Origin of the sequence: Saccharopolyspora sp. 6M, from assembly GCF_020176775.1 — a bacterium.
Classification (GTDB): Bacteria; Actinomycetota; Actinomycetes; order Mycobacteriales; family Pseudonocardiaceae; genus Saccharopolyspora_C; species Saccharopolyspora_C gregorii.
On record NZ_JAIUJZ010000010.1, the window covers coordinates 33,743 to 50,824 of the forward strand.

Here is a 17,082-nt window from a genome sequence, read left to right on the forward strand (position 1 = left end):
GCGACGGCGGCGCCGGACTTCGGTGGCCGGCTCCGGCTTCTCAGCCGCGTTCGCCGAGCCGGTCCGCCAGCGCGAGAACGCTGCGGGCCTTGGCGATGACGGGCGCGTCGACGAACCGGCCGTCGGGCAGCGCCAGCGCGCCCTCGCCGCCGTGGTGCTCGGCCGCCGCGACGACCTCACCGGCGCGGGCGACCTCCTCGGGCGTCGGCCGGAACGCGTCCCGGATGACGGGGACCTGCCGGGGGTGGATGGCGGCACGCCCGAACATGCCGAGGGATCTGCCGTGCGCGCAGGACGCCCGCAGACCCGCCTCGTCGTGGACGTCCGCGTGCACCGACATCGCCACCGGGGGCAGGCCGGCCGCCGCGGCGGCCAGCACCAGCTGGAGCCGGAGGTGGTCGAAGGCGCGTTCGTCGGTGATGGACAGCTCCGCCGCGAGGTCCTGCTCGCCCAGCCCGACCCCGGCGACCCTGGGGTGCGCGCAGATCGCCGCCGCGTCGGCGAGGCCGCGCGCGGATTCCAGCAGCGCCTGCACCGGTGTCGGCCGGGTGCCGAAGGCCTCGTCGACGACGGCGAGGTCCCGGGCGCCGTGGATCTTCGGGACCCGCACCGCGTCCAGGCCCGGGCACTCGGCGAGCGCGGCGAGGTCCGCGCGACCGCGTTCCGTGGCGGGATCGTTGATCCGCACGTGCAGCTCCGGACCCGGCCTGCGCTCGGCCAGGTGCGCGCGGACGTGCTCGCGCGCGACGTCCTTGTGCTCCGCGCCGACCGCGTCCTCCAGGTCGAGGATCACCACGTCGGCGCCGCTGGCCGCGGCCTTGCCGAACCGCTCCGGACGATCGCCGGGTACGTAGAGGGAGCACACCGGCGGCGTCATGCCACGACCCCGCTCTCCCGCAGCTCGGCGATCCGCTCGGGCGAGTAGGACAGTTCGGCGAGCACGTCGTCGGTGTGCTTGCCCAGCGGTGGGCCGAGCCAGCGCACTTCGCCGGGCGTGTCGGACAGCCGGAACAGGACGTTCTGCACGGTGGTGGCGCCGAGTTCCTCGTCGTCGAGCTCGACGAAGGTCTCCAGCGCCGCGTACTGCGGGTCCTGCGCGATGTCGGAGACGTCGTAGACGAGCGCGATCGCCGCTTGGGCCTGCTCGAACGCGTCGATCACCTCGCCCGCGTCCCGTTCGGCGATCCAGGTGGCGACGGCCGAGTCCAGCTCGTCGACGTGCTCCACCCGCCCGCGTCCGTGCTGGAACCACGGTTGTTCCGCCAGGTCCGGCCGCCCGACCAGGTGCATGACGCGTTCGGCGATGGCCTGCGCGCTGGTGGAGACCGCGACCCAGCGGCCGTCGCGGGTGCGGTAGGTGTTGCGCGGAGCGTTGCTGCTGGATCGGTTGCCGGTCCGCGGCGGGATGGTGCCGAGCATCTTGTACGCGGTCATCTGCGGGCCGAGGATGCTCACGATCGGCTCGATGATGGCCATGTCGATGACCTGGCCGTGCCCGGTCTCGTCCCTGGCCCGCAGCGCCACCATGATCGCGTAGGCCATGGCGAGCCCCGCGATGCCGTCGGCCATCGCCAGCGGCGGCAGCACCGGTGGCCCGTCCGGTTCACCGGTGGACGCGGCGAACCCGCTCATCGCCTCGGCGAGCGTGCCGAAGCCGGGCTGCCGCGACATCGGGCCGTGCTGGCCGAACCCGGTCATCCGGGCGACCACCAGCCGCGGGTTGATCGCTCGGAGGTCGTCGGGGGAGAGCCCCCACCGTTCGAGGGTTCCGGGCCGGAAGTTCTCGACGAGCACGTCGGCGTCGGCGCAGAGCTCGCGGATGATCCGCTGGCCCTCGGGGGTGGAGAGGTTCACGGCGGCGGTCCGCTTGCCGCGTGCCAGGGTCTTCCACCAGAGGCCGACGCCGTCGGCGGAAGCTCCGTGGCCGCGCGCAGGGTCACCGCGGGTCGGGTGCTCGATCTTGATGACGTCGGCGCCGAAGTCCGCCAGCAGCATCGCGGCGGACGGTCCGGCGAACAGGGTGGCGGCGTCGATGACGCGTAATCCGGCAAGGCTCGTCATGAGGATGCAACTTATAATATGTAACTTGTAAGTCAATACCTCCGTCGTAGTCGGCCTAGGGCGGCGCGGGCCGGTGCGGGAGACTGGACGCCGGATTCGCCGGAAGCGAAGGATGGCGATGCAGTCAGGGGAACCGGCCGTGAACCGGCCACCGATGAGCAAGGCGGACTACGTCTACGACGTGCTGCTGGGGGAACTGCGCAACGCCAGCATCCCGGGCGGCACGCCGCTGAAGGCGAACTCCATCGCCGAGCGCCTCGGTGTCTCGATCACCCCGGTGCGCGAGGCGTTGCGGCGGCTGGAGAAGGACCGCCTGATCAGCTACGAGAGCCACCACGGCGCCACGGTGATCGACCTCAGCGACGACGCCTTGCGGGAGTTCTACGACGTGCGGGCCGTCGTCGAAGGCCTCGGCGCCAAGCTCGCCGCCGAGCGGATCACCGCCGAACAGCTCGACGAGCTCCGCCGGATCCACCGCTCGATGGTCGAGGACGCCGAGCGGGGCGGCCACGAGCTGCTGGGCGAGCAGAGCCGCCGGTTCCACCTGCTGATCACCGACATCGGCGGCCCGGCGTTCCTCGGCAGGCAGGCCCGCGCCATCCGCAACAGCTACCCGGTGCCGGCGAACGCCTCGCTGTGGCTGGAACCGGAACGCGCGCGCGGCCACCTCGACGCGCACCGGCGGATCATCGACGCGCTGGCGGCCCAGGACGGCGCGACCGCCGAGCGGATCATGATCGAACACGTCCGGTTCAGCGGCGGCTACCGGGCGGACCGCCAGGGCTGACCCGGCGCCGGGAGCGGTAAACGTTCGGCCGGGGTCGGGTGGCCGATCGGCCGAGGCCTGCGGCCGGTCCGCTCCGGCAGGCTGAGCCGCCGAGGGGCCGGGAACCGCGCGGCCCGCCGTCCGCTGGAGGAGTCCCCGTCGTGCTGCGCAAGAGCTTCCGCACCGCCCTCGTCGTGCTCCTGGCCGGAGCGCTGCTGGTGGTGCTGGCGGTGGTCCTCATCGGACCGTCGTCGATCTCCTTGCAGGCGGAGGTCCTGCACGAGGAGCGGTCCCAGGACTCCGGGATGACCTACGAGTACGGCGGCGAGCACTACTCCAGCGACCTGCGGCTGCTGCGGGTCGTGCGCCCGACCGGGGTGGCGCACGAACTGCGCCTCGGGCCGCACGTCACGGACTACTACTACCCGGTGCTGCTCGAACTCGGCGCGGGCCGGGAACCGCGGGTCCGCGACGTCGGCTGGCTGCCGGACCGGGTGGTTGTGCGCTTCGAATCGGGCGAGTCCCTGGAGGTGCCCGCCGACAACTTCCGCAGCGTGCGCTAGGAACCCGCCGCGGCGAGGAAGTCGCGGACCGACCGGGACGCCTCCGCGCGGAACTCGTCGAAGTAGGCGTGCCGGGCGCCGGGCAGCACGTGCAGCGCGGCGTGCGGGATGCGTTGCGCCAGCAGTTCCGCGTTGACGACCGGGGCCAGCAGGTCCTCGTCGCCGTGCAGGACGAGGGTGGGCGCCTGGATCTCGGGGAGCCGGTCCCACGCGTCGTGCCGCGCGCTCATCCGCAGGTGCCGTCGCGTGGCGGCGGCCGTCATGGTCGGGTCGCCGAGCACGGTGCTGTCCTCCGGGGAACCCGTCCACGCGCCGGTGTACATCAGCTCGAACAGCGCGCGCCGCCGCTGCGCCGGGTCCGGGTTCAGCAGCGAGCGCCGCACCTGCTGGTCTCGTTCGACCGCGTGCTCGCCGCCGGGCGTGGTGCAGCCGAGCACCAGCCGGTCCACCAGCTCGGGCCGGTCGATGGCGAGCCACTGCGCGATCCGGCCGCCCATCGACGTGCCGTACACGTGCGCGCGGGCGACCCCGGCGGCGCGCAGCACCTCGGCGGCGTCGGCGGCGAACGAGCGGGTCGTCCAGTCCGCATCGGGTGCGGCGGTATCCCCGGTTCCCCGGTAGTCGAAGGTGATCGTCCGGTAGGTGTCCTCGAAGTCGGTGCGCACCTCGTCCCACCACCGCTGCGAGTTCGCCTGGCCCTGCAGGAGCAGCAGCGCGGGACCGTCCGGGTTCCCGCCGAGCCGGTGGTCGATCCGGGCGTCGGAGATGTCGAGTCGCGGCATGGTCTCAGTATCGTCCTCCGCTTTTCGGACGGACGGCCCGGTCAGCGCAGCGCGTGTCCCGCGAATTCGTTGGCTGCGCTGGGAAGAACGGGCCGCCGAGCGCGGGACGGCGCGCAGCGGGCCGGACGGCCACCCGCGGGCGAGCCCGGGCACCGGCGCCGCCCTCCGCAGGCCCCGTCCGCTGGCCAAGCGCCGGTCAGGCCTCGATCCAGTTGTGCCTGCGCGCGATGTCGGTCACCTTGCGGCGCACCTGGACGATCTGCGCGGCGGTGAGGGTGGGGGCGGCTTCCAGCAGCGCCTCGGTGAGTTCGGTGCGGAACTCGGGCACGGACAGCACGTCGCACAGCCCGTCGTCCTCCTGCTCGCGGCGCGGCGCGCGGGGTTCCGCGTCGGCCGCCGGTTCGAGCAACCGCACCTGCGAGGCCTTCAGGCCGCGATCGCCCGCTTCGATGGCGAACTCGACGCGGGCGCCCGGCCGGAACTGCTGCTTGGAGTCCTGGATGTCGTTCGCGTGCACGAAGACGTCCTCGCCGCCGTCGTCGGGCGCGAGGAAGCCGTAGCCGCGATCGTCGTCGAACCGGACGACCTTGCCGTTCACCATCGAGTGGACCCCCGGGAGTCGAGTGCTGAGCGGAGCTGGTGCGGCTCGCATAGTAGTGACGGCGACGCGAGCGGCCGGAACCGGCTCCGCCGATCGGCCGCCGCGGATGGTTCTCGCGGCAGACGCGGGACCACATCAGTCCACAGTAGACTTACTAGGGCGGGCCCTGCTCGATGGAGATCAGCATTGCTGATTCGATATCAGGGTTCGCGATCGCGCGGGCGGCGCGGACGGAACCGCCGCGGAGGTGACATCATGACGCGGGTGAGCAGCCGAGCAGAGCGATCCGGTGCGGCCGACGGGGCCGACGCCGCGATCCCCCGTCCACCGTTGACGTTGTACCTGGTCAAGCGCCTCGAACTGGTGATCCGGGCATTGCTGGACGACGTGCTGCGCCCGCTCGGGCTCACCACGCTGCAGTACACCGCGCTGACCGTGCTGCAGAACCGGGGCGCGCTGTCCTCGGCGCAGCTGGCGCGCCGCTCGTTCCTGCGGCCGCAGACGATGCACGAAATGGTGCTGACGCTGGAGAAGCGCGGCCTGATCACGCGCGGTCCGGACGTGCACAACAAGCGGGTACTGCTGGCCTCGCTCACCGAAGCCGGCTCGGAGCTGCTGGCCGAGTGCGCGCCGGCCGTGCTGGAGCTGGAGGACGAGTTGCTCGCCGATCTCAGTCCCGGGCAGCGCGAAACGTTCCGCGAGGGCTTGGAGCACGGGATCACCGCGCTGGCGGCGGTGTCCGAGGTGCGCCGCGCCTAGGTGTGCCGCGGTCGGGTGCCGGAGGTTGCGCCGAGCGCTCCTCATTCCGCGGGCCGACTAGTACGATTATCAGGGGCCCTGAGCAACGAAGCGGACGGGAGCGGACCATGGCACTGCTGGACGACGCGGACTGGACCGGCCGGATCTTCACCGGTAGCTGGACCACCGGAACCGGAGGAGAACCGCGGCAGGCCGTCGAACCCGCGACCGGCGACGTCCTCGGCGAAGTCGGCCGGGCCGCGCCGGAGGACGCCGCCGAAGCGGCCAGCCGCGCCGCCCGAGCGCAACGCGACTGGGCCGCCACCTCCCCGTTCGACCGCGCCGCGGTGCTCTCCCGCGCCGCCGCGCTGTTCGAGCGGCACGCCGCCGAGATCGGCGACTGGATCGTGCGCGAATCCGGCTCCACCCGGTTCAAATCCGGCATCGAGACCGCCGCCGCCACCGCCGAGTGCACCGAGGCCAGCGCCCTCGCCACCGCGCCGCACGGCGAACTGCTGCACTCGCCGATGCCGCGGGTCAGCGTGCAGCGCCGGGTGCCCGCGGGCGTCGTCGCCGTCATCTCCCCGTTCAACTTCCCGCTGATCCTGTCCATCCGCTCCGTCGCGCCCGCGCTGGCGCTCGGCAACGCCGTGCTGCTCAAGCCGGACCCGCGCACCGCGATCTGCGGCGGCGTGGTGATCGCGCGGATCTTCGAGGAGGCCGGGCTGCCGCCGGGCGTGCTGCAGCTGCTGCCGGGCGACGCGGACGTCGGCGGCGCCCTGATCGACGCGCCCGAAGTGCGGATCGTGTCGTTCACCGGGTCCACCCCGGCCGGCCGGGCGATCGGGGCGCGCGCCGCGCGGACCTTCACCCGAACCCACCTGGAGCTCGGCGGCAACAGCGCGCTCGTCGTGCTCGGCGACGTCGACGTGCCCGCGGCGGCTTCCTGCGGCGCGTTCGGGAACTTCATCCACTCCGGACAGGTGTGCATGGCCATCGGCAGGCACCTGGTGCACGAATCCGTCTACCAGGAGTACGTCGAGGTGCTCGCGGCGAAGGCCGACGCGCTGCGGGTCGGCGACGGGTACCGGGAGGACGTGCAGCTCGGGCCGATCATCGACCGCGGGCAGCTGGACCACGCCCAGGACCTGGTGCGGCGCAGCGCCGGATCCGGGGCCCGGCTGGTCGCGGGCGGCACGCACGAGGGGCTGTTCCACCGGCCCACGGTCCTCGCCGACTGCACCGGCGACACCCCCGCCTACGCGGAGGAGGTGTTCGGGCCGGTCGCCTGCGTCCGCCCGTTCTCCGACGTGGACGAGGCGGTGGCGCTCGCCGCGGACAGCGAGTTCGGGCTCAGCCTCGGCGTGCTCGGCGCCGATCTGGGGGAGGCGATGGCCATCGCGGGCCGCATCCCGTCCGGCCAGGTGCACATCAACGACCAGACGTTCAACGACGACGCGGGCGCGCCCTTCGGCGGGGTCGGGGCGTCCGGCTCCTCGCGCGTCGGCGGCGCCCGCGCCAACGCCGAGGCGTTCACCGAGACCCAGTGGCTCACCCTCCGCCGCCAGGCCCCGACCTACCCGTTCTGACCCCGACCCACCCGTTCCGATCGCGATCCGGCGTTCCGCCGGGGTGTGCGGCCCGCCCGCCCGCGCGGTTCAGCCGCCGTGGCGGGCGCGGACCTCCGCCTTGCGGACCTTGCCGGACCCGGTGGTGGGGAGTTCGGCGGCGAAGCGCACCGACCGCGGCACCTTGTACCCGGCGAGCCGCCCGCGCAGGTGCGCCAGCAGCTCCGCCGGATCGACCGAGGCGCCCTCCTCCGGCACGACCACGGCGCGGCCCACCTCGCCCCACCGCTCGTCCGGGACGCCGATCACCGCGCAGGCGGCGACGCCCGGGAAGGCGTGGATCTCGTTCTCCACCTCGGCCGGGTGCACGTTCTCCCCGCCGGAGATGTACACGTCCTTGAGCCGGTCCACGATCCGCACGCAGCCGTCCTCGTCCACGGTCGCCACGTCGCCGGAGTGGAACCAGCCGTCGCGCAGCACCGCAGCGGTCTCGGCGGGCAGCCCCCAGTACCCGGGCATCACGTTCGGCCCGCTCACCACGACCTCGCCGCGCTCGCCGGGCCCGGCCTCGGTCCCGTCGCCGTCCACCACGCGCACGTCGGTGAAGAACGACGGCACCCCGGCCGAGCCGATCTTGGTGGTCAGGTGCTCGCGGTCCAGCAGCAGCGCGCCGGGCGCGGTCTCGGTCATGCCGTAGCCCTGCACGAAGCTCAGCCCCCGCGCCAGGTACCGCTCGATCGTCCTGGTGGGCACCGGGGATCCGCCGCACAGCAGCGTCCGCACCCCGGACAGGTCGGTCGCGTCCCACCGCTCGTGGGCGGCGAGCGCGTCGTACATGGCGGGCACCCCGAACATCAACGTCACCCGCTCGCGCTCGATCGCGGCCAGCGCCGCCGCCGGATCGAAGGACGAGTGCAGCACCACCGTCCCGCCCTTGAGCAGCGTCGGCAGGCACACCATGCCGAGCGCGGCGGCGTGGAACAGGGGAGCGGCGACCAGCGCGCGTTCGTCGGCGGCCAGATCGGTCTCCACGAGCACGTTGACGCAGTTCCAGGTGAGGTTCCCGTGCGTGAGCACCACGCCCTTGGGGCGCCCGGTGGAACCGGAGGTGTACATGATCAGGCACGGGTCGTCCGGGCGCACCGGTTGGTCGACCACGTCGGCTCCGCCCGCGTGCTCGACGTTCCCGTCGGCGTCGACGAGAACGCGGCGGGCGCGGGTGCCGAGCGCGGCGGCGGTGGCGGCGTGCTCGGCGGTGTGCACGAGCAGCACCGCCCCCGCGTCGTCGAGGACGACGTCCAGTTCCGGTGCGGTGAGCCGGAAGTTCAGCGGGACGAACACCGCGCCGATCCGTCCGCAGGCGAACAGGACCTCCAGGTACGCCGGGTGGTTCGGCCCCAGGTAGGCGACCCGGTCGCCCTGGCGCACGCCGGCGCGGCGCAGGCCGTCCGCGAGTCGCCGCACCCGCTCGGCGAGTTCGGCGTACGTGGTGGTCCGGTCGCCGTGGCGCAGGGCGATCCGGTGCGGTGTCATCCTGGCCCGCCGGTCGGGCCAGGACCCGAGCCCCTGGTTTCGCAACGGTGCACCTTTCGCCGAGCGCCCACCGGGCGCGGGAGGAGGATCTCGCGCCGCGGTGGGCGAGTGCTACCTGTTCGAGTCGAAGGCGCCCAGGCCCGGCCGGTAGGCCTTCTCGTCCAGGAACTGGCTGAGCCCCTGCGCACGCGCCCCGGCCTGGTCGGCGAACTGGGACTGGTCGAGCTTGGCGTAGAGGTAGTCCTCGGCCTGGTCCCACGGCATGTCCGCGGCGACCTTGTAGCCGACCTTCGCGGCGTGCAGCACCACCTGGTTCATCGAGGCGAGCTTGAGCGCGAGCTCCCGCGTCCGCTCCCGCAGGCGTTCGGCGGGCACCGCCTCGTTGACGAGCCGCATCCGCGCCGCCTCGGCGCCGTCGAAGGGTTCGCCGGTGAGGATGTGGTACAGCGCGTCGCGCTGGCTGACGGTGGCCGCGAGCGCCCTGCTGACGACGCCGCCGGGCGGAATTCCCCAGTTCACCTCGGAAAGCCCGAACTTCGCCCGCTCGTCGGCGATGGCGAGGTCGCAGGCGACGAGCGGGGTGAAGGCGCCGCCGAAGCACCAGCCGTTGACCATCGCGATGGTCGGCTTGATCCAGTGCGCGAGCCGCTTCCACTGCCATTCGGCGCTGGCGCGGCGGACCTTGGTCTGCACGGCGGTGCTACCGGTGGCGTCGACCTCGCGGAAGTACTCCTTGAGGTCCATGCCGGCGGAGAAGGATTCCCCGGCGCCGGTCAGCACCAGCACGCGGCAGCGCTCGTCGCCTTCGAGGTGGTCGAGCACCCGCACCATCTCGTCGTTGAGCGCCGGGTTCATCGCGTTGCGCTTGTCCGGCCGGTTGAGCGTCACCCAGGCGATGCCTTCGTCGAACTCCACCAGGACGGTGTCGCCCCAGGGTTCGGGGGTGCCCGGCCGCTGTTCGTCGTCCACCGCTGCGCTCATCCGCCACCTCACATGAATCAGGGTTCCTGATTCATGTGTAGCAGCGCCGCGGAAGACCGGTCAAGGTGGTCCTCGTCGTGCGCCGTGTTCAGGATCACGGTCGTCGGCCGGTGCCGCGCAGGAGCGGCGGCCGCGCGGTCACTTCGTGCAGAAATTGCTTCCTCGAAAGATGTCCGCTTCGAGTCCACAGTGGATGCCAGCTCGCCCGCGGCCGCGGAAGTCTTGATCGACTGGCGGGCTGCGGCTGTAATCAGCCGCGAACTCGGGTCGCCGGCCAGCCCGCGAGCAGGTACCGGCGGACCGAGCGCGTGCCCGCGTCCAGTGCGAAGGAAGCAGATGACGGTTCCCGACCAGCAGTCGGCCACCCGGACGGACCCGGTGCGGACCGAGGTGCTCATCATCGGATCCGGCCCCGCGGGCGCGTCCGCGGCGCTGTTCCTGTCCACCCTCGGGGTGGACAACGTGATGGTGACCAAGCACCGGTGGACCGCGAACACCCCGCGCGCCCACATCACCAACCAGCGCACGATGGAGATCTTCCGCGATGTCGGCATCGAGGAGCAGGTGATCGCCGAGGCCACACCGCACGAGCTGATGGGCGACACCGTCTTCTGCACCGCCATCGCGGGCGAGGAGCTCGGCCGCATCCGCACCTGGGGCACCCATCCCGCCCGGCACGCCGACTACGAACTCGCCTCCGCGTCGTGGAACTGCGACATCCCGCAGAACTACCTCGAACCGATCCTCGTCGAGAACGCGACCAAGCGCGGCACCCAGACCCGGTTCGCCACCGAGTACCTGTCGCTGCGGCAGGACGCCGACGGGGTCACGGCGCGCGTCCGCGACCGGTTCACCGGTCAGGAGTACGACATCCGGGCCCAGTACCTGATCGGCGCCGACGGTGCGCGGTCCCGGGTCGCCGCCGACGTCGCGCTGCCGATGCGCGGCGAGCTCGACATCGCCGGATCCCTGAACATCACCTTCACCGCCGACCTCGCCGAGCACGTCGCGCACCGCCCCTCGGTGCTGTACTGGGTGGTGCAGCCCGGCACCAACGTCGGCGGCATCGGCACCGGCGCGGTGCGGATGGTGCGGCCCTGGAACCAGTGGATGATCGTCAGCGGCTACGACGTGCGCGGCGAACCGCCCGTGCTCGACGACGCCGGCGCCACCGCCATCGTGCGCAAGCTGCTCGGGCTGCCCGAGCTGGACGTCGAGATCACCGGAACCTCGTTGTGGGGCAACAACGAGCAGTACGCGACCCGGTTGCAGTCCGGCCGGGTGTTCTGCGCCGGGGACTCGGTGCACAAGCACCCGCCGAGCAACGGGCTCGGCTCCAACACCTCCGTGCAGGACTCCTACAACCTCGCCTGGAAGCTCGCCGCCGTGCTGCGCGGGCAGGCGGGGGAGCGGCTGCTGGACAGCTACACCGCCGAGCGCGCCCCCGTCGCCGAGCAGATCGTGCTGCGCGCCAACAAGTCCGGCCGCGAGTTCGCGCAGTTCTTCGAAGCGCTCGACATCGCCGAACCCGGTCCGGAGGAGCAGCTGCTCGCCAACATGGAGCAGCGCAAGGACGCCACCCCGGACGGCGCCGCCAAGCGCGAAGCCCTGCAGCGCGCGATGGAGGTCAAGGACTACGAGTTCAACGCGCACGGCGTGGAGATGGGCCAGTTCTACGAATCCGGCGCCGTGGTCTCGGACGGTTCCGCCCGGCCCGAGCCGGAGCGCGACCCGGAGCTGTACTACCAGCCCTCGACCGTGCCCGGATCTCGGCTGCCGCACGCGTGGGTCGGGGACCGGTCCCGCCGGTACTCCACCCACGACCTCGCGCCCGCCGGCCGCTTCACGCTGCTCACCGGCATCACCGGGCAGGCGTGGAAGGACGCCGCGGACAAGGTCGGGCACGAGCTGGGCGTGCCGGTCGAGGCGGTGGTGATCGGGCCCGGGCGCGAGGTCACCGACCTGTACTTCGACTGGGCGCGGCTGCGGGAGGTCGCCGAGGACGGGGTGCTGCTCGTGCGGCCGGACAAGCACATCGGCTGGCGCGCGCACCGGCTTCCCGCCGACCCGGAGGCCGCGCTGCGGGACGCGCTGCGCGCCATCCTCGCGAGGTGAGCGCCGGCTGAGCGGGGTGCGGGAACCCGGTTCGCGCCGGATTCCCGCACCACCGCGGGAGATCACTCCTGCATGGACTTGGCGAGTTCGCCCGCGATGCGCAGGTCCAGCCCCAGCCGCTCGCGCAGCAATCGCACCACTTCGATCTCCGCCTTGTGCTCGATCAGCGGCCGCAACCGCTGGGCGAGCTCCGGTTCGCGCTCGCGCAGGTCCCGCACCACCTCGGCGTAGCTCGTGGGGTGTTCGTGCTCGGCGAGCCGGTCCACCAGCAGCTTGCCCTGCAGCAGCGACACCGCGGGGATCGCCTCGCGCAGCACCTTCACCGCCCGCACCCGGTCGTCGGCGCGCACCAGTTCCCGCACCGCCTGCTGGATGTCCGGCGCGACCGGGACCGCCCACAGCAGCTCGCGCTGGCGCGGCGCGCTGAACCCCTGCCGCCACCGCAGCCACTTGCTCAGCACCACGAGCACCAGGGCGATCCCCAGCAGCACCAGCACGAGCACGAACACGACGCGCATCGGATCGATCGGCGCGGCCTGCGCGACCGCGGGCGGCGCACCGGCGAGCACGCCGGGCGCGAGGAAGATCGGCATGGTCGGGATCATGCCCGAGCGCGCTCCGCGACGGCGGAACGGGTCCCGGCCGCTGGGCCGATCGCGGCGGGCCTCGACGACCGGACGGGGGAGCGCGTTCAGCGCCGTGCGAGGCCGTCGATCAGCAGCCGCACGGCGAAGTCGAACCGCTCGTGCCCCGTGCCGGCGGTGAGCTCCGCCGCGTGCCGGGTGGTGTGCGGGAATTCGGCGGCGGGCAGCGCGGTGAGCCTGCGCCGCAGCTCCTCCCGGTCCAGCACCCAGGCCGCGTCCTCGTGGGCCGCCTTCCGCCGCGCGATCGCCAGCTCCAGGCAGTAGGACGCCACGTGCAGCACCAGCGCGTCGACCGCCCAGGCGGCGTCCCCGGGCGCGGCACCGCCGGCGAGCGCGATCGCCAGCAGGCCTTCGCCGACCCGCGCGACCTGGCGGTCGGTGGGCGCGGCGGCGAGCGCGGCGCGGGAGATCCCCGGGTACTTCAGGTACTGGTCGCGCAGCTGGGCGCACACGTGGTGCAGCTGGTCCCGCCACACGTCCGGATCGGGTTCGGGGAGCGCGATCTCGCCGCAGAGCCGCCCGATGAGCAGCTCGTCGAGGTCCGCCTTGTTGACCACGTGGGCGTAGAGCGACGCGGGGCCGGTGTCGAGCGCGGTGGCGACCCGTCGCATGGTCAGCGCCTCGTAGCCCTCCGCGGCGACGAGATCGAGGGCGGTGTCGACCACCTGCTCCACGGTGATCGGGAGCGCGCGGCGCCGGGGTGCCGCTTCGGCGGCGCCGGGCTGGTGGCGCGCCGCGCGCCGGTCTCTCGGGTTCACCCGGTCATCCTAGCTTGACGCGAACAGCGTTCGTCCGTAGAACGGTGTTCGTGACTGGAGCGGATGCGGATGTGGTGGTCGTCGGAGCAGGACCGGTCGGGCTGGTGCTCGCGGCGGAACTGGCGCTCGCCGGGGCGGCGGTGCTGGTGCTGGAGCGGCGCACCGAACCGGACGAGTCGATGAAGGCGGCGTCGATCAACGTGCCCACCGCCGAAGCCCTCGCCCGCCGCGGCCTGCTCCCCGCCGCCCGGCAGGTGCAGCGGGAGGTGCGCGAGCGGGCCGGCGCCCCGGTGCTCGGCGGCGCGCGGTTCACCGGGCACTTCGCGGGCGTCGTCCTCGAACCCGACCTGGTCGACTGGACGCGGCCCGAGCTCGCCGCGCACGCCGCCGCCGCGGACACCTGGCTGGTGCCGCAGCGCGAACTGGAAGGCCTGCTGGCCGACCACCTGGCGCGGCTCGGCGTGCCGGTGCGGCGCGGGGTCGAGGTCACCGAGCTCGACGACGCCGGCGAGGACGTGCTCCTCGGCACCACCGCCGGACCGTTCCGCGGCCGGTGGGTCGTCGGGTGCGACGGCGGGCGCAGCGCGGTCCGGCGCCTCGCGGGCATCGACTTCCCCGGCACCGACCCCGAACTCACCGGCTACCTGGCGGTCGCCGACATCGCCGAACCGGAACTGCTCGGCGAGGGGTGGACGTGGTCGGAGCGGGGCGCGTACCGCTGCGGACCGCAGCCCGGACGGCTGATCACCGCGGAGTTCGACGGCGGGCCCGCCGACCGCACCGCGCCGGTCGAGCTCGCCGACGTGCAGGCCGGCCTGCGGCGGATCTCCGGCACCGAGGTCACGCTGACCGCGCTGCGCGGCCCGGCGACCCGCTGGACCGACAACGCCCGGCAGGCCGCGACCTACCGCTCCGGCCGGGTCCTGGTGGCGGGCGACGCCGCGCACGTGCACCCGCCGTTCGGCGGGCAGGGGCTCAACCTCGGCGTCGGAGACGCGATGAACCTCGGCTGGCGGCTCGGCGCCGTCGTCGCCGGATGGGCGCCGGACGGGCTGCTGGACGGCTACGACGCGGAACGCCGCCCGCTCGGCGCGCGGGTGCTGGACTGGACGCGGGCGCAGACCGGGATGCTGCGCGGCGACCCGAAGTCCGCCGCGCTCCGCGAGATCGTCACCGCGCTGCTGCGCACCCCGGACGGCGCGACCTGGGCCGTGGAGCGCAGCTCCGGCGTCGCGCAGCACGTCGAGCTGCCGGGCGAGCACCCGCTGCTCGGCCGGTTCGCCCCGGACCTGCCGCTGGCGGACGGGACCCGGCTGGTCGACCACGGGCACGACGGCGGTTTCCTGCTGCTCGACCGCACTCCGGGGCGCGAGTTCGCGCGGGCCGCCGAACGCTGGCCGGGGCGGGTGCGCGCAGTCCCGGACGGTCCCGGTGCGCCCGCCGGTGCGCTGGTGCGTCCGGACGGGATCGTCGTCTGGGCCGCGGACGACGCCGGGGCGCCCGGCCTGCCGGAAGCGCTGCACCGGTGGGCGGGCGACCCGGAGTAGCGGGAGCGGCCCGCGACGCGGGCGCCGGGGGGGGGGGGGGGGGCGCGGGGGGGGGGGGGGCGGCCGGGGGGGGGCGGGGGGGGGGGGGGGGCGCGGGCCGCGCCGCCGGGGGGGGGGGCGCGGCCCGGGGGGGGGCGCCCCCCCCCCCGCCCCGCCCCCCCCCCCGGCGGGGGGGGGCGGGGGGGGCCGGGGCCCGCGCCCCCCCCCCCCCCCCCCCCGCGGCTCATCGGTTCGCCGTGCGGCGCCTCACCAGTCCGCGTCGGTGTAGCGGACGATGCCGCGCAGGTTCTTGCCCTCCCGCATGTCCTGGTAGCCCTTGTTGATCTCGTCCAGCGAGTAGGTGCGCGTCACCAGCTCGTCCAGCTTCAACCGCCCCTGCCGGTACAGCTCCAGCAGCCGCGGCACCTGGGTGCGCGGGCTCGCGCCGCCGAAGATCGCGCCCTGGATGCGCTTCTGCAGCAGCGTCAGCTCGAACATGCCGATCTTCGCGTCGGTCGCGGTCATGTCGGCGAGCGCGGTCACCACGACCTGCCCGCCCTTGCCGGTGATCGCCAGCGCCTCGGCCAGCTGATCGCCCTGCAGCTCGCCGACGGTGAGGATCGTGGTGTGCGCGAGGCTGCCCCAGGTGATGTCCCGCAGCGGCTCCAGCGCCTCCGCCATCGAGGCGAAGGTGTGCGTGGCGCCGAACTCGACGGCCTTCTGCCGCTTGAACTCCACCGGGTCGACCGCGACGACGAACCGCGCGCCCGCGGCGGCGGCGCCCTGCACGGCGTTGATGCCGATGCCGCCCGCGCCGACGATCACCACGGTGTCGCCGGGGCGCGTGGCGCCGATCTCCGTCGCCGACCCCCAGCCGGTGGAGACGCCGCAACCCAGCAGCGCCGCGGTCTCCAGCGGGATGTCGTCCTCGATCCGGATGACGCTGGACTGGTTGACCGTCACGTACGGGGCGAACGTGCCCAGCAGGCACATCGGCGCCACCGGCCGCCCCTGGTGCGTCACCCGGTGGGTGCCATCGGAGATGGCCTGCCCGGTGAGCAGGCCGGCGCCCTGGTCGCAGAGGTTCTGCATGCCCGCCGAGCACGGCCGGCACACCCCGCAGGCCGGGATGAACCCGAGCACCGCGTGATCGCCCTCCCGCAGGCCGGTGACCCCGGCCCCGACCTTCGTGACCACCCCGGCGCCCTCGTGCCCGCCGAGCACCGGGTACACCGGCACCGGCATCGCGTTGGTGCGCAGGTGCTCGTCGGAGTGGCAGAGTCCGGGGGGCGCGAGCCGCAACTGCACCTCCCCGGCGACCGGATCACCCACCTCGATCTCGTCGATGGCCCAGTCCTGGCCCGGTTCGTGGAGAAGGGCGGCCTTGGTCTGCACGATTCGTTCCTCCCGCGGGGCGTCGGCGGACAGCGCTGCTCCGCCGGAATGCGATGGCGTCGTCGGCATCGGGCCGGCGCAGGACGGTGCGCGCCGACCACGGGTGACCTGAATCTCATGCAGACCGTGTCATGGGTCGTAGTGGCAGGTCAACCGGTCAGCGCTGACTTCGTTGGGTGAGTGGAACCCCGTCGTGGCAGGCGGGATCCGCCCGTTCGGCGCATTGCTGATCCGCGATCGGATGTGCTGGTAAGGCCGGAGGGGCGGGCCGTGCGCTGGTCCGAACGGCGGCAGGCCCGTCGCGCTCCGCAACCGCGCGCGGCCGCCACGTCCCGACCGATCGTGATCGCGCCCACCGCGGTGCGCGCCTGACCTCGGGTAGCTTGCTGCACATGCCCTTCAACGATCCGGACTCCCCGTCCCAGGCCCTCGATCTGCTGATCCAGGGCAACGCCCGCTTCGTCGGCGGGGAGCGGCTGCACCCGAACCAGGACGCCGATCACCGCGCCGCGCTGGCTCCCGGCCAGACGCCGTTCGCCGTCATGTTCGGCTGCTCCGACTCCCGGCTCGCCGCCGAGATCATCTTCGACCGCGGGCTCGGCGACCTGTTCGTGGTGCGCACCGCGGGGCACGTCGCGGGCGCCGAGGCGCTCGGCAGCATCGAGTACGGCGTCGGCGTGCTCGGCGCCCCGCTCGTCGTGGTGCTCGGCCACGACTCGTGCGGCGCCGTCACCGCCGCCTCGCAGGCCTACGTCGACGGGAACTCGCCCACCGGTTTCGTGCGCGACGTGGTGGAGCGCGTCTACCCGAGCGTGCTCAGCGCCCGCGCCGCGGGCACCACCGAGATCGACGACATCGTCGACGAGCACATCCGCAAGACCACCGAGTTCCTGGTGGAGCGCTCGGCGGTGCTGGCCGCGAAGGTCGCCGACGGCAGCTGCGCCGTGGCCGGGCTGTCCTACCGCCTGCACGAGGGCACGGTGCGCCTGGTGGCCGCGCACGGCGAGCTCGGCGAGCACCTCGTCGCGAACTAGTGCCCGCGGGGGGCCGG

General features: G+C 73.5%; 16 protein-coding genes. 7 read left to right on the forward strand and 9 right to left on the reverse strand.

What is annotated here, in order from left to right; all coding sequences use genetic code 11:
- Positions 1-40: 40 nt before the first annotated feature.
- Complete coding sequence (locus tag LCD31_RS01225; protein ID WP_224955525.1) at positions 41-877, reverse strand: CoA ester lyase; 837 nt, start codon at positions 875-877, stop codon at positions 41-43.
- Positions 874-2,061, reverse strand: a complete 1,188-nt coding sequence (locus tag LCD31_RS01230; protein WP_224955628.1) for a CaiB/BaiF CoA-transferase family protein — start codon at positions 2,059-2,061, stop codon at positions 874-876. Before LCD31_RS01230 ends, LCD31_RS01225 begins: the two co-directional genes overlap by 4 nt.
- 118 nt (positions 2,062-2,179) lie before the next feature.
- Here LCD31_RS01230 and LCD31_RS01235 point away from each other — a divergent pair, with 118 nt between their 5' ends.
- A complete protein-coding gene (locus LCD31_RS01235) occupies positions 2,180-2,848 on the forward strand; it encodes a GntR family transcriptional regulator (protein ID WP_224955526.1) in 669 nt (222 codons plus the stop codon).
- A 140-nt stretch (positions 2,849-2,988) separates the two neighbouring features.
- Entirely contained in the window at positions 2,989-3,390 is a 402-nt protein-coding gene (locus tag LCD31_RS01240; RefSeq protein WP_224955527.1) for a hypothetical protein, read from the forward strand.
- Here the strand turns inward: LCD31_RS01240 and LCD31_RS01245 are convergent.
- Both LCD31_RS01245 and LCD31_RS01250 read right to left on the reverse strand, forming a co-directional pair.
- Complete coding sequence (locus LCD31_RS01245; RefSeq protein WP_224955528.1) at positions 3,387-4,172, reverse strand: alpha/beta fold hydrolase; 786 nt, start codon at positions 4,170-4,172, stop codon at positions 3,387-3,389. The genes LCD31_RS01240 and LCD31_RS01245 overlap by 4 nt on opposite strands.
- A 196-nt stretch (positions 4,173-4,368) precedes the next feature.
- Positions 4,369-4,773 (reverse strand): cold-shock protein, encoded by a 405-nt coding sequence (locus tag LCD31_RS01250; protein WP_224955529.1) that lies wholly within the window; start codon positions 4,771-4,773, stop codon positions 4,369-4,371.
- Positions 4,774-5,088: 315 nt separating this feature from the next.
- Here LCD31_RS01250 and LCD31_RS01255 point away from each other — a divergent pair, with 315 nt between their 5' ends.
- Positions 5,089-5,532 (forward strand): MarR family winged helix-turn-helix transcriptional regulator, encoded by a 444-nt coding sequence (locus tag LCD31_RS01255; protein WP_224955629.1) that lies wholly within the window; start codon positions 5,089-5,091, stop codon positions 5,530-5,532.
- 107 nt (positions 5,533-5,639) lie between these two features.
- Positions 5,640-7,100 (forward strand): aldehyde dehydrogenase family protein, encoded by a 1,461-nt coding sequence (locus LCD31_RS01260; protein ID WP_224955530.1) that lies wholly within the window; start codon positions 5,640-5,642, stop codon positions 7,098-7,100.
- Between the two features lie 69 nt (positions 7,101-7,169).
- On the opposite strand, the gene LCD31_RS01265 is transcribed toward LCD31_RS01260, so the two are convergent.
- Together LCD31_RS01265 and LCD31_RS01270 are read right to left on the reverse strand one after the other, a co-directional pair.
- Positions 7,170-8,657 (reverse strand): long-chain fatty acid--CoA ligase, encoded by a 1,488-nt coding sequence (locus LCD31_RS01265; RefSeq protein WP_224955531.1) that lies wholly within the window; start codon positions 8,655-8,657, stop codon positions 7,170-7,172.
- Between the two features lie 66 nt (positions 8,658-8,723).
- Positions 8,724-9,593, reverse strand: a complete 870-nt coding sequence (locus LCD31_RS01270) for a p-hydroxycinnamoyl CoA hydratase/lyase (RefSeq protein WP_224955532.1) — start codon at positions 9,591-9,593, stop codon at positions 8,724-8,726.
- Positions 9,594-9,929: 336 nt separating this feature from the next.
- Between LCD31_RS01270 and LCD31_RS01275 the strand changes: the two genes are divergently transcribed.
- The gene (locus tag LCD31_RS01275; protein ID WP_224955533.1) at positions 9,930-11,708 is read left to right on the forward strand and encodes an FAD-dependent monooxygenase; all 1,779 of its coding nucleotides are present in this window, start codon (positions 9,930-9,932) and stop codon (positions 11,706-11,708) included.
- A 62-nt stretch (positions 11,709-11,770) separates the two neighbouring features.
- On the opposite strand, the gene LCD31_RS01280 is transcribed toward LCD31_RS01275, so the two are convergent.
- Positions 11,771-12,301, reverse strand: a complete 531-nt coding sequence (locus LCD31_RS01280) for a hypothetical protein (RefSeq protein ID WP_224955534.1) — start codon at positions 12,299-12,301, stop codon at positions 11,771-11,773.
- A 98-nt stretch (positions 12,302-12,399) separates the two neighbouring features.
- A complete protein-coding gene (locus LCD31_RS01285; RefSeq protein ID WP_224955535.1) occupies positions 12,400-13,110 on the reverse strand; it encodes a TetR/AcrR family transcriptional regulator in 711 nt (236 codons plus the stop codon).
- A 50-nt stretch (positions 13,111-13,160) separates the two neighbouring features.
- On the opposite strand from LCD31_RS01285, the gene LCD31_RS01290 reads away from it, so the two are divergent.
- Entirely contained in the window at positions 13,161-14,657 is a 1,497-nt protein-coding gene (locus LCD31_RS01290) for an FAD-dependent monooxygenase (RefSeq protein ID WP_224955536.1), read from the forward strand.
- Positions 14,658-14,903: 246 nt separating this feature from the next.
- Here the strand turns inward: LCD31_RS01290 and LCD31_RS01295 are convergent, their stop codons facing one another.
- Positions 14,904-16,031, reverse strand: coding sequence for an NDMA-dependent alcohol dehydrogenase (locus LCD31_RS01295; protein WP_224955537.1), 1,128 nt, complete (start codon positions 16,029-16,031; stop codon positions 14,904-14,906).
- Between the two features lie 392 nt (positions 16,032-16,423).
- Here LCD31_RS01295 and LCD31_RS01300 point away from each other — a divergent pair, with 392 nt between their 5' ends.
- Positions 16,424-17,065: a carbonic anhydrase gene (locus LCD31_RS01300; RefSeq protein WP_224955538.1), complete on the forward strand. Its 642-nt coding sequence runs from the start codon at positions 16,424-16,426 to the stop codon at positions 17,063-17,065.
- Positions 17,066-17,082: the final 17 nt, after the last annotated feature.